The following is a 25963-nucleotide window of genomic DNA, read 5'->3' on the forward strand; positions in this document are numbered from 1 at the left end:
TGCTGCCTAAGGACGCGTACTGCCGCTGTAATTATTTATACCCTGCGCGATCCATCAATTTAACTGCTTGTGATTGCAATTCACCGGCTTTACTCATATTGATTAAGTTTTGCTTGAATGGACCCCAAGAAGCGACCAATTGATCCGGTTTAACCGCTGGATTAACCGGGAATTCCATGTCTTTATCCGCGTAGATATTTTGCGCTTTTGGCGACGACAACCATTCGATCAATTTCAACGCACCGGCTTCGTTTTTAGCGTAACGCGTCACGCCCGCACCCGAGACATTCACATGCACGCCTTCGGCTTTTTGATTAGCCCAGAAGAGCTTGGCGTTAAATTTCGGATTTTTTTCTACAATTCGGCCGTAATAGTAGGTATTGGCAATCCCAACTCCGCATTGACCAGCAGCAATGGCTTCAAGCAATTTAGTGTCATCAGGGAACACATTGGTTGCTAAATTCGCCACCCAACCACGAACGATTTTTTCGGTCTTGGCTTCACCATACTGCGCAATCATCATCGCAACGAGCGATTGGTTGTAGACTTTTTTACTGGTGCGTAAGCATAATTTGCCTTTCCATTTTGGATCGGCCAAATCTTCATACGTCGAGAGTTGATCGGCGCTGACTAATTCTGGATTGTAAAACATGGTGCGTGCGCGCACTGACAAGCCATACCATTGCCCTTTTTGATCACGCAAATGCGCTGGAATATTGGCATCGAGTACTTTTGAGTTCACTGTTTTCAACAAACCCAAATTCGATGCTTGCCAAAGATTACCCGCATCCACCGTAATCAGCATGTCCGCTGGCGTATTGCTGCCTTCGGCTTGTAAACGCGCCATCAATGGGCCTTCTTTATCGGTCAACACTTTGACTTCAACGCCAGTTTGCTGCGTATACGCATCAAACAAAGGCTTAATCAATTGCTCGTTGCGGGCGCTATACACAGTCACCGTTTCAGCCTGGGCAAAACCCGACAGCAAAGACAAAGTAAGAGCAGAGAGTGCGATGCGTTTCATCATGATCATGCCAAAAAGTAAGTAAAGTTGACTCACTTTAGCACACAATAGCAATCATTCTCAATATCATATACCAAGCAAACCGACTCTTTTGCGCTTATATTTTGCGTCTGCCGCTAGCAGCGCTACAATCGGCCACCCAGATAAAGGAATGCCCTATGCTTTGGTTTCGTAACTTACAAATTTATCGCCTGAGCGCAGATCATGCGCTCACCAGCGAATCTATTGGCTCCGAGTTGGCCAAACGCCCGTTTGTACCTTGCGGCAGCATGGATATGCAAAGTTGCGGCTGGGTTGCACCCGCCCGTCATGCGCCAGAAGAATTCGCGCTAGCACGTCAAGATGCCGTATTGATCAGTCTAAAAACCGAAGAAAAAGTACTGCCTGCTGCCGTGATTAAAGACGAGCTCGATCAGCGCGTTTTACACATTGAGCAAGAAGAAAACCGCAAAGTGGGCCGTAAAGAACAGCGCGAAATGAAAGAGCGCATCACCGACGAGCTATTGCCACGCGCCTTTACCCGCAGCCGCACCAATCGCGCTTTGCTTGATTTAGCCAATGGCTTAGTCATTGTCGATGCAGCATCAGCCGCCAAAGCCGAATACCTACTCTCAACCCTGCGCGAAACACTGGGCAGCTTGCCAACGCGCTTGATTGACACTGAAATCAGCCCAGCAATGGCGATGACCGATTGGCTAGCCAGCGAACCGCCGCAAGCGTTTACCATCGGCCAAGATGCCGAGCTTAAAGTACCGGGCGACGAAGGCTCAATTGCCCGCTTTAAACGCCAAGTCATGGACTGCGAAGAAGTTCGCCAACATTTAGAAGCCGGCAAAATTGCCACACGCTTGGCTTTGGCCTTTGGCGAACGCTTAACGTTTACACTCACCGAAGCGCTCGAAATCAAATCACTGGCGATGCTTGACGTGCTCAAAGACGAAGTCAAAGACATGGACGCCGAAACGCAAGACGCGCTATTCGAGTCGCAAATGGCGCTGTTGATTGGCGAGCTACGTGGATTTATTCCTGAATTGGTTGAAGCACTAGGCGGCGAAACACAAAAAGCCTAAGCCATTTATTCGCCGACGCCACAAAGTAAAACCGCCTTCAGCGAAGCAAAGGCGGTTTTACTTTGACTAAGACTTGAAAAGCCAACGCAGAGGCGCAGAGACGCGGAGAAAACCAGCGCAAAACATCAGTAAATAACCGCTTAAATCGTCGTTTTTACTGGAATTTAGTTCTGAATTGGCTTTTCTCTGCGCCTTTGCGTCTCTGCGTCAAAAGGTTTTTGTTGAGTGAACGGCATGACGCTAACTAGGCTGTTTTTTTATACGCCAAACCGATAACTACAGCGTTAACGCGAGTTTAAAGCCCTGTTCAATCGCCCGCTTGGCATCGAGCTCTCCCGCCTCAAGCGCACCGCCAATCAAATGCACGGATTGCTGTAAAGCTTGCAGCTGAGTATATAAATCACTGACTGACTCTTGCCCGGCGCACAACACAATTTGCTCGACTGGCAAGCATTTTTCAACGCCATCATGGCGCACATGCAAACCGGCGTCATCGATTTTTAAATATTCAACGCCGCCCCATAAATGCACGCCGCTGCGCTGCAAACCAATACGGTGAATCCAACCGGTGGTGCGGCCGGGCCCTGCGCCAGGTTTACCTTTGCTGCGTTTAAGTAGCCAAACTTCACGCCCACTATCGTGTACTTGCGGTGCAACTAAACCACCTTGGTGGCTTAATGTAGTATCAACCCCCCACTCAGCCAAATACTCCCGTTCAGTATGCATGCCATTAACTAAGAAATCAGCGACATCGACGCCAATACCCCCAGCCCCAATGACGGCGATTTTTTGTTTTGGCGGCACTTTGCCGGAGATTAAATCGGGATAACTCACCACACTAGCGTGATCAATCCCTTCGATCTTTGCCACACGAGGCACGACGCCAGTCGCAACAATCACCTCAGCAAACTTGCCCGCTAATTGCGCAGCAGTCACACGCTGATTGAGTTGAATTTCAACGTTAAACTTGGCCAGCATCACCGTAAAGTAGCGCAATGTTTCGCTAAACTCGGCTTTGGCTGGAATATTTTGTGCCAAGCCAAACTGCCCACCCATTTCTGGGCCAGCTTCAAATAGCGTTACGTAATGCCCAGCTTGCGCGGCAGTTAACGCCGCCATCAATCCAGCCGGCCCAGCACCAACGACGGCGATGGTTTTCGGCTGTTGGCTTGTGACGACATTCAGTTCAGTCTCATTACACGCGCGCGGATTCACCAAGCAAGATGCAGGCTTCCCTTCAAACACATGATCAAGACAAGCTTGATTACAGGCTATGCAGGTATTGATCTCTAGCGCACGTCCATCTTGGGCTTTAAGCAGATACTCTGGATCGGCCAATAAAGGGCGCGCCAAGGACACCATATCGGCATCGCCACGCGCCAAAATAGCCTCGGCGATTTCTGGCGTGCTAATCCGATTCACCGCAATTAAGGGAATACCTACATGCGGTTTTAGCGCCCGCGTTACCCAGCTATACGCCCCACGCGGTACGGTGGCGGCAATGGTTGGAATTCTGGCTTCATGCCAACCAATACCGGTATTCAGTAAGGTCACCCCAGCCAATTCCAGCGCTTGCGCTAATTCAATGGCTTCAGCCAATGTACCGCCTTGCTCGACTAAATCGAGCAAGGAGATGCGGAAAATGACGATTGAATTAGGGCCCAAGGCCGCACGCACCGCTTTAGCGATTTCAATCGCAAAACGCTGCCGATTGGCAACACTGCCACCCCATGCATCTTGGCGGACATTACTGCGTTCAACCAAAAATTGATTAATCAGATAGCCTTCAGAGCCCATGATCTCAACGCCATCATAGCCAGCGCGCTGCGCCAAACTGGCGGTATTGGCAAAATCGGCAATGGTTTGCTCGATTTCAGCGGCGCTGAGTTCACGTGGGGTAAAAGCAGAAATGGGCGATGCAATCGCCGAAGGCGCGACCGCATCAGCATGATAGCCATAGCGACCGGTATGCAAAATTTGTAGTGCAATCTTACCGCCATTGGCATGCACCGCACGGGTGATTGGAATATGCCGGGCCAGTTGACTAGCATCATTGAGCATCGATGAGCCAACATACATGCAACCTGCCGGATTGGGCGAAATACCGCCAGTGACGATCAAGCTCACCCCACCCGCAGCACGTTCGGCATAAAAAGCCGCCAATCGTTCAGGCGCATCCTCATGCTCTTCTAAACCGGTATGCATCGAGCCCATTAAGGCTCGATTTTTTAGCGTGGTAAAACCAAGATCAAGCGGGGTAAATAAATGCGGATATAAAGGCACTGCGGTCTCCAAACGATCGTTTGAATGACATTAGCTTAGATCGCCATCGCAAGACTATTAGGGTTAATCACCCAGTCTCGATTAAGCGACACTTTTAGCCAACTAAGCATACAAAACCATACACCGAAGCAGGCAAAAGTATATTCAGTGCAGCAATGCATTTTGTGCTGCACCTATCAGCGCCAATCAAGCTGCCGAGTCACCACTGAAATCAGCGCAGCCGCCAGCGCAATCACCGCCATACCCCACGCTAAATTGCTCGCATGCGCAATAAAACCAATCAAAGGCGGCCCCATTAACGCACCGATCGAGCCCATCGTGGTCACGGCAGCCAAAGCAACAGCGCCGTGCTGAGCCGCTGCGGCGTACACGCAAGGCGAAACTGCGGCAACACCCAAACCAACTAAAGCAAAACCAATTAATGCCGGAACAATGCCGCCAACCAATAGCGCCATCGCCAAACCCAGCCCAGCCAATAAACCACCAACGGTTAACAAGCGCTCAGCGCCCCAGCGCGTGCGCCAACCATCGCCCAGCCAACGCGCGATCAGCATCGTACCGGAGACACAGGCAATCCCTAGCGGTGCCAATTGCGGTGAAGCGCCAGCCATTTCTTTTAAATACAGTGCCGACCAATCCGACATCGAGCCTTCAACCACCGTGCCGCACAACGCAATCAAGCCCAACCACAGCGCCACACCTGTGGGCATCACAAAGCGCCGCCCCTGCGACGGCTGCGCATCTTTAATTCGCTCGGGCAATAAGCCCTTGCTGGCAAAAGCGACACCTAACCACAATAAAGCGGCGGCTAAAACAAAATGAATCCATAAGGTGTCGGTCACCAAGGTCAACGCAGAAGCAAACAATGCCGCCAACAAACCGCCCAAACTAAACACGGCGTGTAAACGCGACATAATGGCCTGCTTACCCGCCAGCTCGACCTCCACACCTTGTGAATTCATCGCAACATTCAGGCACGCCACGGCGATACCTTCCAGCGCCATCACCGCCATCGCCAACGGAAAGGTCGGCGCCAAAGACAAAGCAATCAAAATCAAAGGAATCAATGCACCAGCAAGCAGACAGAGTTTTCTCGACCCAAGTTTATGCAGCAAAGTGGCGGTAATTGGAAAAGAAAACACCGCACCTAGGCCGCTGGCCAACAATAAAATCCCCACCTCAGCGGCGCTTAAATTCAATTGCATTTTCAGCGTAGGAATGCGAGAAGCCCAAGTGCCAAAATTAAACCCCAAAACCAGAAATAAAGAGGCCACCGCCAGCTGACTGCGGCGTAAAGAAACTGAAGAAATAATCACAAGGAATCCGTCGGATCAATAACTAAAGGCGCAGCCTGCGGCTCGCTTAAAGCAGATAAATGACTAAAATCAGGCGCGGTGACGGCATCACCTCGCTCGAGCATATAAATAAACGCCAGCAATTCTGCCACAGCACGATACAGCTGCGCGGGAATCTGGCTATCTAAATCAACTTGCATTAGTAAAGACACCATTTCTGGCGAATCATGCACAAAGATACCGGCCTCTTTGGCTTTTTCAATAATGCGTTCGGCCAGCAAACCCTGCCCTTTGGCCACCACGCGCGGCGCACTACTGCCTTCTCGATAAGCCAACGCCACCGCGCGTGATAACGGTTTATGGCTCATTGCTGACCTGATATTGCACGACATTGAGGCCGGCTGCCGCAAAGCGCTCGAGTAAACTTGCTTGCTGCTGCTTGAGTAAATCAGCGGTTTCAGCGTTCAGCGCATTAAATCGCAAATGAAACTGTCCATGTTGCAAGCTAGCAACAACGCCCAACTCGCCCAGCTTAGGTAAAGTCAAATCCAGCTTGGTTTGCCATTGCTGCTGCGCAAGATTGTGCTCGCTATGCGCCTCGCCCTCGTTTTTTAACTCTAACTCCCAACGCAATGGCTGATCGGGCCACGCCGCCCCTTGCCAAATCAAAGGCCGCTGCTCAAGTAAATCGACTTGCTGGCGCACCAGTTGACGCATCGCTTGCTCGGGCGGTATATCATCATTTTTTTTATTCAACAACAAGGCATCTGCCGCCATGGCCGTGGTTTGACGCGCTAAAGGCTGATCGCTCTTTAGTCTCTGCTCATTGTCTGCGGCTAAATTAAATTGCGCTTGAGGTTCTTTCAACAAGGCCTGTAAAGGCCGCTGTCCACTGACCCATTCGGCTTGATGCGATTCATAAAACAAACCACTTTCTGCTAAACGCCCCGCCAATTGGCCTGCCAATTGTGCCGAATTTGGCGATCCCACAAACAAAGGCTGCGCCTGTTGCAACACCGCCGTTTTACCATCAGTTGGTGCATTTAATACGGCGCTAAGCATCGCAGCACCTTTACTTAATGCCACATTGGGTGGCGGTGCTAAAGTCGGCTTGGCTTCAGCTTGAGCCAGACTAAACGTTAACGTTGGCGTTTTAGCCAACACCGTTAAATCCAGCGTTTCACCCGGTTGGGTATTGCGAGGTAAGTTAAGATCCAGCAATTGATCTTTAATCAGTACGGCAAAGCGGCCATTGGGTAACAGATTAGTCACCGTCGCTTGAACTTTTTCCCCTACCGTCAAGCGGATATCATCAGGGGAGAGTTTGACCGCTTCTAAAACACCTTGCTGCCCCCGCAAATATTGCGACAACAAGGTCGTGGCCATATTGCCCGGCAGCATTAGTTGCGTTCCGCGCTACGATAAATCGCGACAATCAAATCGGCTTCACCGCGAGAAATGCCACAAGAAGCCGCCACCTCTGGCGCATCCGCACCGGTCTGCGCTAACCGAATCGCGTGCGCGTAGGGGGATTCACTCGCGAGATGACTCGGTTCAGCATTGACTAGCGGGGGCTCAGCGGGTAGCGAAGCAGCGAACGCCGCCAATCGAATTTTAATCAGTTCAAGCTCTTGCTTTAGCCCTAAAATCTCAGCACTTTGATTTTTAAGCAAAAAACTGGCGTTTATTTTCTTTTGCTTAAAAAAGAAAAAAACCAATTCACCAATATAAAACAATACAACAATTAAACTAACATATAATAATTGAGGCCATGTAATCACCAACATAACGCCGCCCCTATTCTATCACCCACTAAAATAAGCTTTATTTACTTTGTGTAAGTTACTTGCACCTTGTAAAAACTCAGCTAGAAATGCTCGGCGCTCAATATACAGAGCATCGAGCCGCTTTAAATTATCATTCACTCGACCCAACAATGCCAGCAAATCATCACGTGATTCTTCAGGTATCAAATTCAAATCTAAGGCAGGTAATTTTTGATAGGCATCATGCAATTGTTGCTGAATTAACAATGATTTATCCCAATCCTCTTCTTCAGCAGCAAGTAATACCTCGTTCGAAAGCTGGCACAGCTGTTGATATACCGCTAAATCAGGCTTTTCCATAGCTTGCAGCATCGCGAGCAACCTCTCCTTTTTCTTGCGAAACAGCTAAACCCGCATTTAATTGATTCGGCCCAATGGACTGCCAAGCATCTTTTAGCTGTGTTAAGATTTCGATCACATGAACCAATGCGTTAACATCATTATTAATATTTGCAGTTAATAACTGAAAGCTTAAATACTCATACAGCCGATCTAGATTTTCAACCAACTCCCCGCCTTGCTCATGATCTAAAGCCAAACGCAAACCATCATCAAGAATAGCAATTGCTTTTGAAATTGCAGCACCTTTTTCTGCGATTTTTCCTTGTTCCATTTGAAACCGGGCAGTGACAACAGACTTAATTGCACCTTCATACAGCATAACAATTAACTGATGTGGGCTAGCACTCTCAACAACTAAATCAATACTCGCCTGTCCATACGCAGAAATTGCTTTTTTCATCATACTCATTATCTTAACCTCAAACTGCGCTATCTTACTTTGGTAAATTTGCCAATTGTGAAGTCAAACCATTACTAATATTTTTCATATTTGAAATTGCGATATCCATCGCCGTAAACTGCTGACGATACAATTTTTCAGTCATTTCATATTGTCGATTCAGGCGAATACGTTGCTCAGTAATTCCCTCGACTGATTTATTCACCCCAGTAACACGGCTGGCGATTGCACCTTGATTCGATAGCATCGCATCCAATGCTTTATCTAAATTAAATGCAAAACCACGACTAAAACTAATAGATCCAAAATCACCCGCCGTACTCGCACTCGCATTTACCACCATGCCGCTAGCCTTACCTGTACCAGTTAATAGCTGACCATCTCCAGTAGCAGCTTCGCCACCAATGGTACCCACTACATCACGGCCAGAAGCTATTCCTGCAATATTAATACCCAATGTTGCCAATGAAGAGGTGCCTACGCTGCTAATTTGCACATTTGATTTAGAACCATAACTTGAAGATAAAATTTCAAAGCTGCTTGTTTTCTCGTTAAAGTTAACAATCACTGATTTACCTGATTTTACTAAACTGGCATCGCCATTGATTTTCGACTGCAATTCTGCAGCTAAATCAGCAGGATTAGCATATGCCCCCTGCTTAAGTTTGATACTTGAGCTAGAAATATCATCAATCGCCACCATGATCGAGTCGTTGTTTGCGTCAATGGTTAAAGGCTGGCTTGTATTGGCAACATTTAATGACATTGAGGTAGTCGTTGGGGTAGGCGTACCCGCTCGAACATGCTTGATATCGAATAATTTGGTGGAGGCATTATAATCAACACTAACTGTATCACCACTCGTGTACAAATCAGTGTTGGCCGTGATTTTAGATTTTATTTGATCCGCAAGTTGCTGCGAGGTGTAATTGCCAGTATCAATCGAAATACTCGACGAAGCGCCTGCCAAACTAATTGACGCAGATTGATTGGCGCCATCGATCTTCATAAAAGGCAACGCACTACCCGAAAATTTAGCCTGCGTTGCTGGCGAAGTAATTGATACCGGATATTTACCGGCAACCGTTTGATTTGTCGATGAAATATATTTTATATTCGGATCACTGGAAATACCATTGACGGTAAATAGGTTCGCAACGGCTCCGGGATTGGAGGTAATCGCTTGCTGAAGCTTAGTTTCATTTAAAGTCATTGCTCCGGCTTTATCTAAACTAATCCCAACTTCAGATAAAGATTGAAAAAAGCTCCCCGAGCCCAAAGGACGATTTAATACCGCGCGCAGTTCTTGTTGTACCGAACGAATGGCTGTTTCTCCATTCAGAATACCAGCCTTACCCGTTTTAGGATCATAGCTTGATAGATCACTGAGTGATTTATTGAGCTCATTAAATGCTTTAACAAAACTTTGCACCGAAGTTTTAATGCCACTCGCATCATTACCAATCGTGATGGTTGTTGGCGTTGTGGTGACTTTCAATAAATTAAGCGTAACACCTTGAATTGCATCATTAATTGTATTTGAAGGCTTAGATACACTAATCCCATCAATTTTTAGCTTGGCGTCTTTTGCCGTTTGCGTTTCAAGTAAATTGCGTGTACCCGTTGGATCATAGCTAAGCCCCGACAGACCATTGGTGTCTGTTTGATTACCATCAGTATCCTCAACCACTAATCGCATTGAATTGGCAGCACCCGAGTCTTTGCTGGTTAAAACCAAACGATTTCCAGAGCCGTCATTTAAAATACTAGCCGTTACGCCAGCATTAGCAGCATTCACTGCGTCGCGAACACCGGCAAGCGAATTATTCGACGCTGTAATATCAATAGTAATCGAGGCTTTTGCTGAATTAACTGTAAACGTATCATCGGTATTTGATGGCGTATCTTTTGAATCTACAGTACCAAATTGCAAAGTAATTTTGCCGGTACCAACCGGCGAATTAACTGATGTGTATACACCCGTTGTTAATTTTTGGTTCTGAGCTAATTGACTCACTTCAAGGGTTGATGTCCCTGCTTGAGCAATAGTGCTGGAGCTGGCGGTACCAATGGTTGCATCTGCAATTGAGACATTGGTGCTTTTAAACTTATTAACATCCGACAGACCACGAACAGCGGTCTGGAATGTTGACATAGCACCTTTTAAAGTACCAAGTGCTGTAATCTTAGCTTGAAATGTTAATTCTTTTTTATCCAAGACTTGCAGCGGCATTTTTTCAGCAGTCATTAATTGGGTAATTAAACCATTAATATCAATACCTGAACCAGATCCCGACGATGTAATTGATGGCATGGCAATCCCCTTTTAAACAAATAACCACCGTTGTTATGCTTTTTCTTTTACTAATAGCCCTTGAAAACGATCAATAGCTTGTGCAATAGATATTGCCTCTTCTGTTGGAATTTGTCGAATAACTTCTTTGGTATCTAAATCGACAAGTTTAACCACCGGCACTTTTGATTCTTCATCAACCGAGAATTGCAAACCATTGGCTAGCCCCTGAACCATCTTATTGAGTTTATCAACCGATTGATTCAACAACTGAGGATCAGATGACGTTGAACTCGTCATAGTGGTCGATGCAGCAGAGTTTGCAACTGTGGTTTGCTGAGTCGACTGAACAACCGCAGCATCTGTTGCGGCTACTTTCATCGCCGGTACGATCAAGGACTGAGCGGCTAAATTGGATTGAATTTGCATGATCATCACTCCTGTAGAAATGCCCCAGCAATCACATAATCACTGGGGCTACACAATTTATATTTCATTGTGCCAATCTAATTACCTATTAACCCCTTAGCAAGCTAAGTACTTGATTTGGAAGAGCATTAGCCTGACCCAACATCGCAGTACCCGCTTGTTGCAATACTTGTGCTCGAGTCAGCGAAGCGGTTTCAGTCGCAAAATCCGCATCTCGAATTCGACTACGTGCCGCACTCATATTCTCTGATGTAGTAGATAGGTTATTAATCGTAGCTTGGAAGCGGCTTTGCAATGCACCGAATTTAGCACGTTGATCATTCACCGCAGCCAAAGCATCATCAACGACCCGCAATGCTTGGACAGAGCCTTCGACAGTAGAAATATCTAGTTTTTCAACTGTTTTAAGTGTTGAAGAATAAGATGAGCCTGAAGCCAAAGCGACAGTCGACGAAGACCCACCCAATGCCATAGTACCCGAAGTAAATGAGGCACCACTAGTTGAAACCGAGTATGAGCTTGATGAATTCAATGTAACTTGACCACCAAACGTTACTACACCCGAACCTGCGGCAGTCGATGAAATGGCGCCAGCAGCACCACTTGAAACATACTGCGTGTTGCCTGTTGAGTTTGTATTGTCGCGGCTATATAACGTTACGCCAGCACCGAAACCACTGGCACCAACAGAGCTCATCGAAATATTAGAGCCATCATCAGCAACAAGTTTCAGTGCATATTTTGTGGTATTAGTAGAATCTTGAAACTGAGCCAATTGGGCTGTTACGCCAGTTTTTGATGATTTTGCATTAAATGCAGCTACTGCTTGTGCATAATCATCTGCCTCTACAGTGCCATCACTATCAGAATCGGTCACATTAAAGGCGACCGCCTCAAACGTACTACTTTTTGAGGCAACAGTTAAGCTAAAAGAGCCCGAACCCAAGCCTAAGTTCACTTCCGTACGCGCTGATGCGGTCACACCAGTGCCAGCAGCATTAATTTTTGATGCGATATCACGCGCCATATCAGTGCCCGACACTGTGATACTTGTACCATTAATACTAAATGTACCCGAAGAGGCAACTGAAGCACCCGCAACGTTCACTGTACCAGTAGCACCAGCAGTTACTGTCGCAGTACCAGAAACACTATTAGTCGTTGCAATTGTGCCAGTCCCATTACCTACACCCAATTGGTAAGTACCATATTGATTGGTGCGCAAATTCGCAGTATTTGCAGTAATGGTTTGGTTGGCATTGGCACCAACTTGGAAAGTCGATGCAGAAAAACTACCGTCAAACAATTTTTGACCGTTAAATTCGGTCGAAGTTGAAAAACGATCCAACTCAGAAACCAGCTGCGAAACCTCAGCATTCAATGCAGCACGGTCTGAGTTTGAATTCGTTGCATTACCAGACTGAACGGCCAATTCACGAACGCGTTGCAAAATGTTACCCATTTGCGATAGCGCGCCCTCACCCGTTTGCGCCAATGAAACGCCATCGTTGGCATTACGTTTCGCTTGATCCATACCGCGAATTTGCGACGTGAAACGCTCTGAAATCGCTAAACCGGCAGCATCATCTTTTGCACTATTAATGCGTAAACCCGAAGAAAGACGCTCCAAAGAGGTATTCAGGCTTGATGACGACTTTGCTAAGTTATTTTGGGCCGTTAGCGAAGGTACGTTAGTATTAATGACTTGCATGATAAATCTCCTTGCGCGCCTAACTTTAAGTTCTATTCAAATATCTAGAGTTTCAGGTCAGTTCTAGAACCCACCCTTGCTCTAGATATCGGTTAAGAACCGAGGAACTTTAATCAAATAATCATAAAGTTCATGCAACAGGCATCGGTCTACTTATGTCGGCGTCCATGCCTTCAACCAAAGATCAAGGTTTCCATCTTGCAACATCCAATCTGACTGTACCGCACGTTTTAGAGCATCTCCTGCCTTAGCTGTCGAATCTAAATCTTTGCAACATGCCCGAATCGCATCCACCCAATCCTTATGTTTATTTTTGACTCGAACCACGGGTAAATTACCAGCATACGGCTCAATATCAGTACATATAACGGGGTAGCCGCAGATACCATATTCCAACAAACGCAAATTGCTTTTGCAGCGATTAAATAAATTAAGCTCAAGTGGCGCCAAGGCCAAGTCTAAATTTAAACTTGCTAACTTGGCAGGATATTGATCTATTGGCACGCCAGTATGAAACTCATGAACATAAGGCTTTAATTTATCAGGACACATCCCAAAAAATACCCACTCCACCTCATTTGCCAATTCCTTAACGACCCCAGCAATGAGCTCTAAATCGCCCGTATGACTTACACCCCCTGCCCATCCAACTCTAGGCTTTTCTGAGCAACGCCTAGATGACGATACCCCACCCCAAATATTAGGCGAGAGATAATTTCTGACTACGTGGATATTTGAATGCAAGCCTGAATAAGCCACTGCCAACTCATCGGTAGAAACCACAAAGCGATCCACCATCGTTAATGCCTTACGTAAAGTACGTAATATATCTTTTGGCATTTGATCACGATGCGCGCTCTTCATTGGCAAGTTGGGAAGATAATCATCTAGCTCATATATCTTAAATGATGGATTGCAATTTCTAGCTAGATTCATAAATTCAATTTGCTGATCAGTAATTTGCCGCTGAAATACCATTACATCAGGATTGAATTTTGCCAATTCAAATGCAGGTAACAATTCAAAGGTTAATCCACCGGTAATTTTTAAAGCACTCTCAAGGGCAAAAAATGGCTGAATTAACCGATAATTACCGCAGCCCATTTGGTCTGCTGGATGACATAAAATCTTTGGAGCAACAACCCATGAAACCGGATTCCACGACAATAGCGGTCTTTCCTCTAATTCAAAACCATTGCCACTCAGAGTCAGATTTTTATTATAGGAAGGATCATTACCAATTTGCTTAAACCAGCGCGAATACATTTGCTTTTGTTCAGACTGGAAACGCAATAATTTTTCAGCGTGCTTGGTAGCATCAACAGTTGCTTGACTGACACTACCTTCATGAATTAAGACCGAATATGGAGTCCAAACCACCAGCAAACCCAATTGACCTACTTTCAAACAAAGATCGACATCATTATATGAAACTTTAAACGCTTCTTCGTCCATACCCCCAACACGAATATAAGTCGATTTTCGAATCATCAAACAAGCAGCAGTAACTACTGAATAATTTTGATCCAATTGCAAACGATGCATATATCCCGTCGATTGTGGCGACGCGCCAATTAGAGGATGATCAGCAGGACCGCGTAAACCAAGCACAACACCGGCATGCTGAATACTACCATTTGGATACAGCAATTTAGCGCCAACGACACCAACATCATTACGCTGTGCATGATTAAGCAAGGCAGAGAGCCAATCTCCTTGTATAACCATCGTGTCATTATTCAAAAGCACTAAGTACTCACCATTTGAATGCTTAACAGCTTCATTATTAATAGCCGAAAAATTAAACGGTTTTGAATAACGTATAACTCTAATTTTTGTCGATCCAAGTGATTCCAATCCTTGCAAATATGCCAAGGCATCAGCCTCATCGCTCTGATTATCAACGATGATAATTTCATAATTAGCGTATTGAGTTTTTTCTAGAACAGACTCGACACAACGCTTCAAGAGCACTAGCTGATTTTTCGTTGGAATAATAATGCTTACCAACGGGCATGCCGCATGCAAATAATTAACTCGAAGACTACCTTCAATCAAACCTTCACTTAGAGAATGAATGATGTTATTTCGATTTAGGTGAGATTCAACAGCCAAAACAAAAGATTTATATTTTAATTCACTGATATTTTTTTGAGTTTGAGGCAAATTAATACTGCAGACCAATTCGGGCACATGACCAATTGAATTAGCGCCATAAAAATCATACAGTTTTAGCAAGATATCAACCTGCTCAGCAGAATCAACAACATCACTTTGTAAGATGACTTTAACTTCCTGGCAATTCCTAATGAATAAACATCCATCTGCATATGGAAAACTACGCATCATATCAATGTTAAAATTTGGCTTAAATCTTGGATTGACGGCAAGCCCCTGAATATCCAAAAAGTCATCATCAGTATAAACACCCAATAAACTCTTGTTACTTTCTATATATGCACTTGTTAACAACAAACCATTAATAGAAAGCAAATCACCAGCATCTACAAATACAGCCCAATCGGCTAAAATCAAACCCTGAACCGAAAATATAGAAGAATAAAAATTAGAATTGACTTGAAGCCATTGAATATCACTCGAAGGCTGAGGATTATTTAATGGAGATATAACTAAAATATTTACATTTCTATACAACTGTTGCGTTATTGATTTAATAGTAGCAATTACCAATTTCAAATCTGAATTTCGGTCTATTATGCAAATAGAAAACATTGCATGAGCCTTATTCATTAGCTCATTTTCATACCACAACGCATTTGAAGCAGAGAGAACCCTTTTTTCTTTCCATTTCAAATAATTGTCTTTTTCCACAACATATCTAGGATTCTTTATAGCACCTTGATAACCTGAATCAACTGTTATTAAGCCAGACTTAAAAGCAACCAATGGTACAAGTCGTTCTAGTGCATGTGCCAATGTACCATCAAGTTGCCCTTGCTCAATTTCAAAATCTTCAATGTTAATATTTAAATTTTTAAAGGAATCAAGAACAATACCACGGCACCAAAACATACTTCCTGCAGGGTATTCATACTTTAATTCTGAAAATTCAAATCCAAGACGTAACGACAGTTTCTCAAGATAAGCACGATTATGGATATAAGCATCTGCAAAAACAAGCGTACCTTGAGATGAAATAACACCAACATCTGGAAACTTATCAAAAATTGAAAATATATTAAATATTTCATTACGAACAGGAATAATCCCTCTCAGGATTTCATTTCGCCAATCATCGACAAAATCTGCATCCAAATGAGGTGACTTTTTAGTATGGAGCTTACACACAAAATCATAATTATTAAAATCCACTAGCTGAATTAGCTGCACCAATGGAGAAAAATCACGCCCTCGATTATCAAATGCATAAACATTTGCAAAAGGGAAATCCATTTTAATTAAGTCAACAACAACGCTTTTTAGTTTAATTGTGGTAGTAATAAACAAATCAAAAGAAAACTGCAAGGCTTTGAATTGGTTACAAAAAAATCGCCACTGATCCAAGTAAAACAAATGAAGTACAATTGCAATCTTAGGGCCATTAATCAAGCCATTATTTACAGTGTTCACACATGAGGCATCTGAATCATTACCCAAATAAGAAGGATTTAAATTGTAATAAAACTGAAGTGAACAAAGCTCATAAACGTCTTCTCGGTTTAAATTAGATATTTTTATTTTACCAAACTCAAGATCAGTATTCTCTTTGTCTGAATTCAATGCTAAGACATCCTGCAATCTTTGATCAATTGCGAACTTCATATGGCTTATTTCATATCCAGTTTCAAAGATTAGTTGTTCAAAGTCTTTTTTAGCAAAAAATCGAATATGAGTAATATCCAACAAACCAGCCTCTTCATACTTCCATCTGCCAGCAGCCAAAGAATCCATCAACCAAAGATTACGCACATTAGGAATACTAATTATTATTTGTGCATTTGGCTTTAAATAGGGCTTTAAATCAACCATGATTTTCCATGGATTGTATGTATGCTCGAGAACGTCAGCAAGAATTACAGCATCGAAAAAGTTATAACTAACCCCGCCAGCTAAGAAATCAATATCTTCAAATTTTCCAACAAAGACATGATCTAATTTTTCTTTTGCAATCTCTGCAGCCGCCTCATTAACTTCAATACCCCAAACTTTAGCACCATGAAAATGTGATTTAAGCAGCGCACCATTACCACCTGCTGCACATCCTATATCAAGAACATGGCTAGGCTCAGAATTAAACATTGCGATAACATCAGCACGTGCCCCCTCATGATATACAGTTGAATCTATATGTTCGATATCGAGACATTTCCGCCACAAAAACTCATTTTTTGTTGATGCATATCTACGTGACTTTTCTTGTATCAGATCGACAAGGCGAACAGCGGCTTGCCCATCATCTTTATAATTAAAATAATCTTTCTTTTTATTTGCATTTTCTACGATTAAAGAACGCAAGTTATCATTAGATAACAACTGATCAATAGTAGATGCTAATTCATGCCAACTAGCACACAAGACTCCGTCATTAGCTCCGAATCCACCACCAGCAACACACCCAAATTCAGTTAAAACATTAATAGCCGGAACCTCTAATAACACAGCCTCAATTGAAATATTTGAATCAAAAGACACCACCAAATCAGAAATAGATACTAAAGATCGAGCATCACCAACATCATAAATAATGTCTGAATGTACATCATATTTTTTAGCCATCTGATTAATGATATTTTGCTTAACCGAAAAATCTTCGCCAATCAATCTGTCTTTGATTACCAAACAAAAACTCTGGCTTCGAGCACCAAAATAACTAGAGATTGAATTAAAAAACATTTCTATTTGTTTAACAAAATCTCTATCATCAAGAAAACTAAGATTCGCATTCCATGTTGTTGCAAACAATACAATTGGCTTTGATATGTCGATTGAATGTTTACTATAAAAATATTTTTTAAATTCAACCTTGTTTTTAATCATATTAGAGTTATCATCCCATGCGGGATTTCCAACCAAAATGATATTGGCTTCATCAATACCTACATCTAAATAATATTCCGCACTACGCTGGCCATATACAGCGAAAAAATCAGACGCATACTCTTCAAATATGTAATCCCTACCAATCCCAGTGCCATGCACAAGCTGAAGCACAGGTATTGATTTACTTCGTGCCCATAAAGCTAGGATTTTGCTATTACACAGCACATCCTCATTTAATAAGATTATTTCCAAATCATAACCAGCCAACCAATTATCCATCTTTTCAAACCATGAATATAGCAAGCCAAAATCTCGTTCTATTATTTTTTTTATTATTTGATTCTCAGTTTCTCCGCCTAAAGAACTCGACAAATTCATAGCCGGAAATTGGTAACCAACAATTAAATCAATCGCATTATCAACTTGTTTTTTAATTACAACATCTTCACAACCAGAATTACTAAAAGGCAACACTAGCAACTCTGAACCATGTGCCACAACTAAATCACGCAATTCTTCCGAATAAGAATAGTCAGGGATAATTATCACTCGGCGATTTCGTTCAAGATAAGTCTTTAAAAAAGAGGTATTTTTCCCCCACAGACAATAAAAAACAGCCAATTTATTATTCATTTACCAACCTCAATATTTAATTTATAGCTTGTAATTATTTCTTTTTGCATTTCATAATTTAATCCTGAGGCAAGATTAACTCCGTTATTATAAAATGGAGCATCATTTAAAAATGGAAAATGCCAACCCCTTGCAAATCCAATTGCTCGTTGATCCATCAGCTCCCCTTGAAGCCAACCTTCAATTTCAGCACCAAAAGTCGGAGAAAAATCCATCCAGTCAACAGCATCTATACGCCCAAAACATGAAGTCAATAAGAAATATGCTATCGTTTTATTTTTTATGTTATATAAATATGTATTAAATTTATCTCGCCACTCATTCAAAGGCATCATTAAGCGACTTTCAATATCTTTTAGCTGCAGCTTTTTTTCTTCAGCGTTACGGCTCACTATCGTATTCGACATTGATTTAAATACAAAAACATTACTATCTTGTGATTTTTTATTTTCTAGTACAACCATAAAACGACCAGTGTATGCCACTGGCAAACAACCAAATAAATGCCTATCTAAAAAATAGCAAAAGTCAAAAACATCATCATCAATTGAAATCCAAGATAGCTGACGACTCCACCAGTTAGTCTGCTGTAACGTTTTTTTAAACGTTGATCTGACATACTCGCCACTAAACAAACTTCCATATGGAATTATTGTATTAATGGTAAGGCCAAGCTTATTGCATATTTCAACAAGCTCATCAACTTTTATATGCATGTTGAATGACTGGTGACCTAGCTTTAACAAATCATTCAGACATACTTCAGTATTTCGTGCATAAGATAAATGATCTAATGAATACAGATCAAATATAATTTTTCCATTTTTTTTTGTTACACGTTTCCACTCCTTAAGAACCTCTTCGACATGTGGAAAATGTGTCATTACATTTAAAGAAATTAAACTATCAAATGATTCAGTATCAAATGGCAATGCAGTTACATCGCCGACTTTAAGTTCAATATTATAGTTACCAGCCTGTCGCCGACACTCATCAAGCATAGCTTGCGAACTATCTACACCAGTCAAATCATAACCTTTACTCAGCAAAGGGATGCTTGCCCTGCCTGTCCCTATACCTACATCGAGAATTTTTTTTCCACTTACATAATTTTCACATATATCAGTCTCAATTTTATTTTTTAATCGATTCGTTCCAAAATTTTCGCGCATTCGTAAAGAATACCAAGCGACCATTTCGTTGTCTTTCCAGGCATCCGTTTTCCATTCAATTAAATTATCTTCAGCCATTAATAACTCCTTTAATTAGTGAATACCCCTTCCGAGTATAAATGCTTCTGCAGAGTCAACTCCGACTGTAGCACCACGCCAATGTGCCATGTGTGTGATCGCTTTAACCGATCTAGGATGCGGCCATTCTCTTAACTCAGAAAAATAGCATTCTAAAGCTTCTATTTTTGTTTTTAGATGTAATGTTGAATCAACAAACCAATTAGGATTAAACATAGGAGCAGAAGAAGGTAATTGCCATTCTGTTGAAGATGCAATTTCAAAAAATAACAATTTTTTAACGGATTGTCCTGGGTAGGGACGGCATGCAATTATTGCAGCCTCATGAATTCGCTGATGATCGATATTTACATCACCAACCCAATGCGTATAAACCATATTCGGTTTAACTAAATTAAGTAAACCTTCTATTTTTTTTGCTACCTGCAAACGAGGAATACTATCCATTTGATTATCTGGAAAATCATGTAAATGCAGACTAGAAACACCTAAAATTAAGTTTGCTTTATGCGCCGCTTCATATAAAACAGATAAAGAAATGTTCTCTTCATCCTCTCGACTTAAAAGTCCCTGAGCTAAAATAGCAACATGGACTTCATCGCCATCTGAGATATGTTTTGCAATTGTCGCTCCGCAGCCCAATATTTCATCATCTGGATGTGCGGCAATCACAAGTACTTTATTTTTCATGAGGTTTCCTTGCCACAATATTCCAAAACGACATATCTTCATTCCCTGCTTTACTTGGTATGTATGAATTATATGTCTTGTATTCAAGGCTTAAGATTTCAAACTGGCTAAAAAGCATTTCCAAATGATTTTCATCTGAAAAATGAACATTCCCTACTCCATAAAAAGGACCACTGGAATAATTATTTCGCGTAAAGTCATCTGCCAACTTAAAACCATTTTTGAAATCTGAGTGCTTAGTTGAAAACCAATCTACGCCAATGTAAATACCACCTGGCTTTAAGTATTTGTAGGCATTTTTCAACCCACATGAAATAGCTGAAGTAGTATTATGCGTCATTGCAGCACGATCAACTATCAAATCTAAATCTTTGAACAAATTGTTATCTTTTGTGAAATCACCGAGTACAATATTATTTATTAAACTGGGGAATTTTTTTACTACTGTTTGAATGGCACTTTCGCTACCTTCAATTGCAAAATATTCGATACCATTATGAAGAAAAAATGGAATATTTGCTCCAACCCCACAACCAAACTCTAGTACACGACACCCTTTTAACTTCAAATCCATGTGACGATGCACCAAACTGACTAAATCAGTCCATGGCCATATTGATTGATGCGTTTGTTTATTAAAGCAAAACTCCCACTCTTCAGAGAAACTCATACATCCCCCATAAATATATCACGTGAATCAGGACCACAATTCATCCAAAGATCGACAACACTCAAATTTGGCACAAAATCACCCCATAACTGCGGGTATTTTATTGGAATATAATTTTGATACTTAATTAAAATATTTGATGAAGTAAAAGATCCCTCATCTATATACTGACGTCCGAGACAACCTGAGTAATAACTATTTGCACCATGGACATTACAAAGATCAATAATTAAGTCAGACTTTTTTGATTGCAAATCTAATGTACTCGACCTAACCACCTTGGTATCAATACCTAACTCACTCAACCAAAAATTTAATTGCCGAAAACAAAAATCAGACAATTTTAAATCCGAATTACTAAATAAATTTTCCAACCTCGGGTAACAATAATCAAAATAATACGATTTTCTATAGTTTGAATAAATCGACTTTAAATGCTTATTTACCCAAAATTCTCTATTCTCAATAACCGTCTCTTTCAACGTCTGAGAAAAATGTCCTCGGCTGGATACCGGCAATGAAAGCCATTGAGATCCAGTCGGTGTTTTAATTTTATTTCTATTTATATAACTATTTTTTTCAAACTGAACTGAGTCCAAAAAAATAAATACATCAACTGCAGCAATTTTTTCAAAATATCCAAGCCAAGGTAGATAAGCCGGTTGATGAGCTGAAAGTGAGATATTATTAATTTTCACTCAACTACACCATTTAATTCTGCAAATTTATCAATATAATATCCAGAACGCACATTCATTGGATTACCATATACAAGAGAATACGGAGGAATGTTACACGCATCAACAACAGTACCAGCAGCAATCACGGTGTAAGCACCTATTACTGCACCACCTTTAACTACTGAATGGCTACCGATAAATACATTATTTTCAATAGTTATGTTTTTTCTATCTATTTCATTAGATAGTCCGAGACAACGCTTATGCGAATCAGCACAATTGATTGAAACAAAAGAAGCGATATCGCAGTTATTGCCAATTTTAATCATGGCTCCTTTTGCATTCACTTCAGACATTGCACCTATAAAAGTACCATCACCAATCTCAGGATCTCCATTTATCCAAACTAAAGGATGAAAACGATTGATTTTAAAGGAGGTCAGCTCTGAAAATATTTCCGAAGCACTTTCTTTTGAAAAGTTAATACTCATAATAGTAAATCATCAATATTTATTTTATTTCCTAGTTGAATTGATTTTCTCGCCTTCTTTCCAATAACCAACTCTAGAAAATTCGGAGGTAAACCATCGCCAGGACGCCGTAAGCCAATATTTTTTTCATCCAAAATCGTGCCTGCTTGAATATTTTCCAATGCAACAATACTTCGACGAGCTTGAGTTCTCATTATTAACTCAGCTGCGGAGGGTCGAACAAACTGCTCTCCTTGCATTATGTATGCCGTGTGAATTGATTCAATCCAACATTTTAATTCACTTGGCTCTTCAGAAAACCAATGATCAGGCCCTACAAAATCATGACTCAATGTGAAATGCTTTTCAAAAATGCAAGCGCCTAAAGTAAGGGCCACTACAGAGGCTAATACTCCCTGAGTATGATCTGAAAATCCTAGAATTATATTTGGAAATGCATGCTTCAGAGCAATCAATCTACGTGCATTTACATCTTCTGATGGTGTTGGATATTGAGAAGTACAAACAAGTAGTGCTAATGGGTAGCCAGCAAACCACCCGATAGCATCTAATGCTTGATGAACTTCTGCGATGTCACTCATCCCACAAGATAGAATTATTGGTTTTTTTGATTCAGCATATTTTCTTAATAATTGTAAATTCGTAAGATCATCTGAACCAATTTTAATAGCAGGCACACCAATATCTAATAACAACATTAAATCAGAATGATTTTGCGGTGTTGAAAAAAATGTAATTCCAACTTCATCACAGTATTTTTTTATTTCAAGCCATTGAACATCACTAAATTCATGTCGTTTAAACATATCGAGCATTGGCTCAGTGATATTTTCTCCTTGTGACTGGTAAGTAAACATTTGATAAGGATCACCACAAAATTCTTCCGCACGAAATGTTTGAAATTTAACAGCATCAGCGCCAGCTTCTTTTGCAGCAACAATCATTGCCTTTGCTAAATCTATGTTTCCATTGTGGTTAATACCAACTTCTGCTATGCAAAATGGAGGACAGTTAGGACCTACTTCGCGCTCTCCAATTTTGATTGTGTTTTTTTCACTTATCATCTTTACCTTTCTTCAATATCAAGAATTGATCTACAGCATCGCATTGCGCCCAACCCATCGACTAAATTCAATGCCAAATTCGACATTTTCTCAACAATATCGTTGTCAAAGTTTTCTAATGCCGTGTAATAATCATTGCTTGTTAATTTTGATGCCCACCCTAAAGAATAGACTACGCCATAGATTGATAAATTGTTAATCAACTCTTCTTGATTGCTTGCTAAAATTGATACGATAGCAGGTATACCTAAACAACAACGCTCCCAGCTATTCGATCCACCAGATCCTATAGCAATATCAGACAAATACATTAACTCACAAATATTACTGACATTACAGTGAAGATTCCATGAGTTTGTAATACACATCTCTTCGATTTTTTTCTTATCTGAATTAGACTCTCCAATTACCACATCAACATCTATCGCAACATTAAAATCATTCACCCAATCCTTTAGACCATTTATTGCTTTAAGTGTTTCACCAGCATCATCTCCGCCGCTAAAAAAAACAAAAACTCGATTAATATTTTTTTTTGCTACACAACCTTTAATTCTTTCAATTACAAACTCAGGTCTAAGCATTGCAAAACTAGGCCCAAGTAATTTTCTAGCATTTTTAGGAAGTAGATCTGAGTACAAAAAATCATATGTTAGTCTAAAATTCTGGTCAATTAAGATATGACAATCATGCACCCTATTTGGTAAATCATCAATCACGACTAATTTACTAACCTGATGCTTAACTTTTGTTTCCCAATCACTCCCAATCAAATAAGAATCGACTATAACAACTTCACAAAAAAGTGCTTCAACTAAGTCAACTGTGAATTGAGCATCTTCATTCAAACTGATTGATTCATCTATATAAAATACATCAAAACCTAAACCATCAATCATTCCAGAAGGAAATCCATTCTCTTTATTGCAAATAAATACACATTTAACGTCAAAATCAGTAAATTCCTTAGCTAAAGCCATACAGCGAATTAAATGACCTAAACCATTAAAAACCCCAGCATTAACTCGAAATATTATATTCACTTAGAAAAACCTGTATATTTAGCAATTGCCAATGCAAGCTCATAATCTTCATAACTATCTATATCAATAGAACGCATAAATGGCATGAAATACCCCTTCATTAAGGGTCCATAAAATTCACTGAATTTTAAAAAAGCGTTCACATTAACTGCGTATGTGCTACCATTTCCAGCGTATATCTCACCCATACTTTTGGCCTGACTTTGAACAATTTCAGGCCATACTGGCACCAAATATCCATCTATATTTTTATTTAATGCTTGATGTGGATAATGACTAAAATTTGTTATTGCAACTGAAAAGTCACATTTTCCTACTTCTAACAGTGACATAGTTTCTACTATATCTTTTGCTGTTCTCATTGGCGCCGTCGCATAACAACAACATAGCGCGTCATACTCATGTCCAGCACTGGCCTCTCGAGATAAATAATCTAAACATACCTCAGCTACCGTGGCAGTATCAGATGAAAGATAAGCAGCTCGCATATCAACCACTGCCCCAGCTCGATATGCAATATCCGCGATTTCACAATCCTCAGTAGAAACAACCACCTTCTGAAATAATTGAGTTGATAATGCCGCTTCAACTGTATGTACCAACATTGGTTTACCACAAAAATCAATAATGTTTTTTCTGTGCAACCTTTTTGATCCGCCTCTTGCAGGAATTACCGCAATATTTTTCATAGGATTTAATCTTCCAAATCTGAATAATTTATTGCATGTTCTGCATGTAAATTTTTATTCAATCGCATGTGTTTTATTTTTTCGAATACGTCAGGCGAGATACCAAAACCAGGGCGTCTAAACTCAACTGCTACATCACAGAGGCGCTGACCCATTTCTGCTGATTCTTTAATATATACCGAACGTCTAACACTTAGCCTTCGCGTTAACTCCTCTTTATGTAAAATTCTTCTTTTAGTACCCAAAGCAGTTTCAACATCGCGAATAGTCTGAATAAAAGAATTCATTTCAAATGGTTCAAGTGAAAACACATGTTCAACACTACGCTGCATTCTATTTTCTGTTATTGTCTTCTCTAGCAAATTTACCCCCAATGCAAGCGCGGCAATGTCCATATCACACCCAGGGGTATGGTCTGAAAATGCGACAGGGTATGTAAACATTTGCTTTAAAGTTTTAATAATATTTAGGTTTATACTAGATAATCTTGCTGGATAACCAGATGGGCACTGATGAATGATAATATTTTCATTTCCTTCTGACCTTATGACATCTACAGCAGCTTCTACTTCACCTAAAGATGCACTTCCAGTATCAATTTGAATACACATCCCTGTTTTTGAAGCTTTTCTAATCAATGGAAAATGATTAATATCAGCTGAAGCAATTTTAATAGAATCACAACCAAGTTCTTCTAATAGTGCTATATCTTCATCGAATGATACGGTTGAAAAAAAAGCCAGCCCCAGATCATCACAATATTTTTTTAGCACTCGCCATTCATTATTAGTCAAGCATCGTCTGCATAAAAGTTCATAAAGTGATTCTTCTATTGTTTCTAATTTTCCAGTTTCTCGATCCACCAGAACATCATATGAAAATGTCTGTTTTTTATCTGCACATAATCGATCAGGATCAAAAATTTGAAATTTAACGGCATCAGCACCTGATTCTGCCGCATACTTAACTAAACGTTTCGCCGACTCAAGCCCATCATGTGTTGGACCAGCTTCAAATGTTATAAAACACGGTTCACCATCACCTACTTTTCTTTTCCCTATATATACTGACATTTAGCA

22 protein-coding genes are annotated in these 25963 nt (G+C 41.2%); 1 reads left to right on the forward strand and 21 read right to left on the reverse strand.

The window, feature by feature from the left end:
* Positions 1 to 31: 31 nt before the first annotated feature.
* Positions 32 to 1027: an extracellular solute-binding protein gene (locus HQN60_RS14770; RefSeq protein ID WP_373281534.1), complete on the reverse strand. Its 996-nt coding sequence runs from the start codon at positions 1025 to 1027 to the stop codon at positions 32 to 34.
* 155 nt (positions 1028 to 1182) lie between these two features.
* Between HQN60_RS14770 and HQN60_RS14775 the strand changes: the two genes are divergently transcribed.
* Entirely contained in the window at positions 1183 to 2094 is a 912-nt protein-coding gene (locus HQN60_RS14775; protein ID WP_173534384.1) for a recombination-associated protein RdgC, read from the forward strand.
* 276 nt (positions 2095 to 2370) lie between these two features.
* Here the strand turns inward: HQN60_RS14775 and HQN60_RS14780 are convergent, their stop codons facing one another.
* From HQN60_RS14780 to HQN60_RS14875, 20 genes are all read right to left on the reverse strand, one after another.
* The gene (locus tag HQN60_RS14780) at positions 2371 to 4377 is read right to left on the reverse strand and encodes an NADPH-dependent 2,4-dienoyl-CoA reductase (protein WP_173534385.1); all 2007 of its coding nucleotides are present in this window, start codon (positions 4375 to 4377) and stop codon (positions 2371 to 2373) included.
* Positions 4378 to 4553: 176 nt separating this feature from the next.
* Positions 4554 to 5693 (reverse strand): MFS transporter, encoded by a 1140-nt coding sequence (locus HQN60_RS14785; RefSeq protein WP_173534386.1) that lies wholly within the window; start codon positions 5691 to 5693, stop codon positions 4554 to 4556.
* The gene (locus tag HQN60_RS14790; RefSeq protein ID WP_173534387.1) at positions 5690 to 6040 is read right to left on the reverse strand and encodes an EscU/YscU/HrcU family type III secretion system export apparatus switch protein; all 351 of its coding nucleotides are present in this window, start codon (positions 6038 to 6040) and stop codon (positions 5690 to 5692) included. Before HQN60_RS14790 ends, HQN60_RS14785 begins: the two co-directional genes overlap by 4 nt.
* Complete coding sequence (gene fliK, locus HQN60_RS14795) at positions 6030 to 7073, reverse strand: flagellar hook-length control protein FliK (protein WP_173534388.1); 1044 nt, start codon at positions 7071 to 7073, stop codon at positions 6030 to 6032. The genes HQN60_RS14790 and fliK overlap by 11 nt, the downstream gene beginning before the upstream one ends.
* Entirely contained in the window at positions 7073 to 7459 is a 387-nt protein-coding gene (locus HQN60_RS14800; RefSeq protein WP_173534389.1) for a DUF2802 domain-containing protein, read from the reverse strand. Before HQN60_RS14800 ends, fliK begins: the two co-directional genes overlap by 1 nt.
* A gap of 18 nt (positions 7460 to 7477) precedes the next feature.
* Positions 7478 to 7798 (reverse strand): flagellar protein FliT, encoded by a 321-nt coding sequence (fliT, locus tag HQN60_RS14805; protein ID WP_173534390.1) that lies wholly within the window; start codon positions 7796 to 7798, stop codon positions 7478 to 7480.
* Positions 7785 to 8243 (reverse strand): flagellar export chaperone FliS, encoded by a 459-nt coding sequence (fliS, locus tag HQN60_RS14810; RefSeq protein ID WP_217390151.1) that lies wholly within the window; start codon positions 8241 to 8243, stop codon positions 7785 to 7787. Before fliS ends, fliT begins: the two co-directional genes overlap by 14 nt.
* 31 nt (positions 8244 to 8274) lie before the next feature.
* Positions 8275 to 10554 (reverse strand): flagellar filament capping protein FliD, encoded by a 2280-nt coding sequence (gene fliD, locus HQN60_RS14815; RefSeq protein WP_173534392.1) that lies wholly within the window; start codon positions 10552 to 10554, stop codon positions 8275 to 8277.
* Between the two features lie 33 nt (positions 10555 to 10587).
* Positions 10588 to 10962 (reverse strand): flagellar protein FlaG, encoded by a 375-nt coding sequence (locus HQN60_RS14820; RefSeq protein WP_217390153.1) that lies wholly within the window; start codon positions 10960 to 10962, stop codon positions 10588 to 10590.
* Between the two features lie 88 nt (positions 10963 to 11050).
* On the reverse strand, positions 11051 to 12673 hold the full coding sequence (locus HQN60_RS16395; RefSeq protein WP_217390154.1) for a flagellin N-terminal helical domain-containing protein: 1623 nt from the start codon (positions 12671 to 12673) through the stop codon (positions 11051 to 11053).
* Positions 12674 to 12826: 153 nt separating this feature from the next.
* Positions 12827 to 18307: a rhamnan synthesis F family protein gene (locus tag HQN60_RS14830; RefSeq protein WP_173534393.1), complete on the reverse strand. Its 5481-nt coding sequence runs from the start codon at positions 18305 to 18307 to the stop codon at positions 12827 to 12829.
* A complete protein-coding gene (locus HQN60_RS14835) occupies positions 18304 to 19557 on the reverse strand; it encodes a class I SAM-dependent methyltransferase (RefSeq protein ID WP_173534394.1) in 1254 nt (417 codons plus the stop codon). The genes HQN60_RS14830 and HQN60_RS14835 overlap by 4 nt, the downstream gene beginning before the upstream one ends.
* A 15-nt stretch (positions 19558 to 19572) precedes the next feature.
* Positions 19573 to 20247, reverse strand: a complete 675-nt coding sequence (locus tag HQN60_RS14840) for a PIG-L deacetylase family protein (RefSeq protein ID WP_173534395.1) — start codon at positions 20245 to 20247, stop codon at positions 19573 to 19575.
* On the reverse strand, positions 20237 to 20917 hold the full coding sequence (locus HQN60_RS14845; RefSeq protein ID WP_173534396.1) for a class I SAM-dependent methyltransferase: 681 nt from the start codon (positions 20915 to 20917) through the stop codon (positions 20237 to 20239). Before HQN60_RS14845 ends, HQN60_RS14840 begins: the two co-directional genes overlap by 11 nt.
* Positions 20914 to 21615, reverse strand: a complete 702-nt coding sequence (locus tag HQN60_RS14850; protein ID WP_173534397.1) for a WbqC family protein — start codon at positions 21613 to 21615, stop codon at positions 20914 to 20916. The genes HQN60_RS14845 and HQN60_RS14850 overlap by 4 nt, the downstream gene beginning before the upstream one ends.
* Positions 21612 to 22088: an acyltransferase gene (locus tag HQN60_RS14855; RefSeq protein ID WP_173534398.1), complete on the reverse strand. Its 477-nt coding sequence runs from the start codon at positions 22086 to 22088 to the stop codon at positions 21612 to 21614. The genes HQN60_RS14850 and HQN60_RS14855 overlap by 4 nt, the downstream gene beginning before the upstream one ends.
* The gene (locus tag HQN60_RS14860; protein ID WP_173534399.1) at positions 22085 to 23152 is read right to left on the reverse strand and encodes an N-acetylneuraminate synthase family protein; all 1068 of its coding nucleotides are present in this window, start codon (positions 23150 to 23152) and stop codon (positions 22085 to 22087) included. Before HQN60_RS14860 ends, HQN60_RS14855 begins: the two co-directional genes overlap by 4 nt.
* 2 nt (positions 23153 to 23154) lie before the next feature.
* Positions 23155 to 24195, reverse strand: a complete 1041-nt coding sequence (gene pseG, locus HQN60_RS14865; RefSeq protein WP_173534400.1) for a UDP-2,4-diacetamido-2,4,6-trideoxy-beta-L-altropyranose hydrolase — start codon at positions 24193 to 24195, stop codon at positions 23155 to 23157.
* The gene (locus HQN60_RS14870) at positions 24192 to 24884 is read right to left on the reverse strand and encodes an acylneuraminate cytidylyltransferase family protein (RefSeq protein WP_173534401.1); all 693 of its coding nucleotides are present in this window, start codon (positions 24882 to 24884) and stop codon (positions 24192 to 24194) included. Before HQN60_RS14870 ends, pseG begins: the two co-directional genes overlap by 4 nt.
* 5 nt (positions 24885 to 24889) lie before the next feature.
* On the reverse strand, positions 24890 to 25957 hold the full coding sequence (locus HQN60_RS14875; RefSeq protein ID WP_173534402.1) for an N-acetylneuraminate synthase family protein: 1068 nt from the start codon (positions 25955 to 25957) through the stop codon (positions 24890 to 24892).
* Positions 25958 to 25963 lie beyond the last annotated feature (6 nt).

Source organism: Deefgea piscis, from assembly GCF_013284055.1.
Lineage (GTDB): Bacteria > Pseudomonadota > Gammaproteobacteria > Burkholderiales > Chitinibacteraceae > Deefgea > Deefgea piscis.

What these genes read in the sequence shown, in the direction of transcription:
- HQN60_RS14870 (WP_173534401.1), bottom strand. Translation starts at nt 24,884, where the DNA reads ATGAAAAATATTGCGGTAATTCCTGCAAGAGGCGGATCAAAAAGGTTG.
- HQN60_RS14840 (WP_173534395.1), bottom strand. Translation starts at nt 20,247, where the DNA reads ATGAAAAATAAAGTACTTGTGATTGCCGCACATCCAGATGATGAAATA.
- HQN60_RS14835 (WP_173534394.1), bottom strand. Translation starts at nt 19,557, where the DNA reads ATGGCTGAAGATAATTTAATTGAATGGAAAACGGATGCCTGGAAAGAC.
- HQN60_RS14845 (WP_173534396.1), bottom strand. Translation starts at nt 20,917, where the DNA reads ATGAGTTTCTCTGAAGAGTGGGAGTTTTGCTTTAATAAACAAACGCAT.
- HQN60_RS14775 (WP_173534384.1), top strand. Translation starts at nt 1,183, where the DNA reads ATGCTTTGGTTTCGTAACTTACAAATTTATCGCCTGAGCGCAGATCAT.
- HQN60_RS14820 (WP_217390153.1), bottom strand. Translation starts at nt 10,962, where the DNA reads ATGCAAATTCAATCCAATTTAGCCGCTCAGTCCTTGATCGTACCGGCG.
- fliK (WP_173534388.1), bottom strand. Translation starts at nt 7,073, where the DNA reads ATGCTGCCGGGCAATATGGCCACGACCTTGTTGTCGCAATATTTGCGG.
- HQN60_RS14790 (WP_173534387.1), bottom strand. Translation starts at nt 6,040, where the DNA reads ATGAGCCATAAACCGTTATCACGCGCGGTGGCGTTGGCTTATCGAGAA.
- HQN60_RS14860 (WP_173534399.1), bottom strand. Translation starts at nt 23,152, where the DNA reads ATGATAAGTGAAAAAAACACAATCAAAATTGGAGAGCGCGAAGTAGGT.
- fliS (WP_217390151.1), bottom strand. Translation starts at nt 8,243, where the DNA reads ATGATGAAAAAAGCAATTTCTGCGTATGGACAGGCGAGTATTGATTTA.
- HQN60_RS14830 (WP_173534393.1), bottom strand. Translation starts at nt 18,307, where the DNA reads ATGAATAATAAATTGGCTGTTTTTTATTGTCTGTGGGGGAAAAATACC.
- HQN60_RS14770 (WP_373281534.1), bottom strand. Translation starts at nt 1,027, where the DNA reads ATGATGAAACGCATCGCACTCTCTGCTCTTACTTTGTCTTTGCTGTCG.
- fliD (WP_173534392.1), bottom strand. Translation starts at nt 10,554, where the DNA reads ATGCCATCAATTACATCGTCGGGATCTGGTTCAGGTATTGATATTAAT.
- fliT (WP_173534390.1), bottom strand. Translation starts at nt 7,798, where the DNA reads ATGGAAAAGCCTGATTTAGCGGTATATCAACAGCTGTGCCAGCTTTCG.
- HQN60_RS14855 (WP_173534398.1), bottom strand. Translation starts at nt 22,088, where the DNA reads ATGAGTATTAACTTTTCAAAAGAAAGTGCTTCGGAAATATTTTCAGAG.
- HQN60_RS14875 (WP_173534402.1), bottom strand. Translation starts at nt 25,957, where the DNA reads ATGTCAGTATATATAGGGAAAAGAAAAGTAGGTGATGGTGAACCGTGT.
- HQN60_RS14800 (WP_173534389.1), bottom strand. Translation starts at nt 7,459, where the DNA reads ATGTTGGTGATTACATGGCCTCAATTATTATATGTTAGTTTAATTGTT.
- HQN60_RS16395 (WP_217390154.1), bottom strand. Translation starts at nt 12,673, where the DNA reads ATGCAAGTCATTAATACTAACGTACCTTCGCTAACGGCCCAAAATAAC.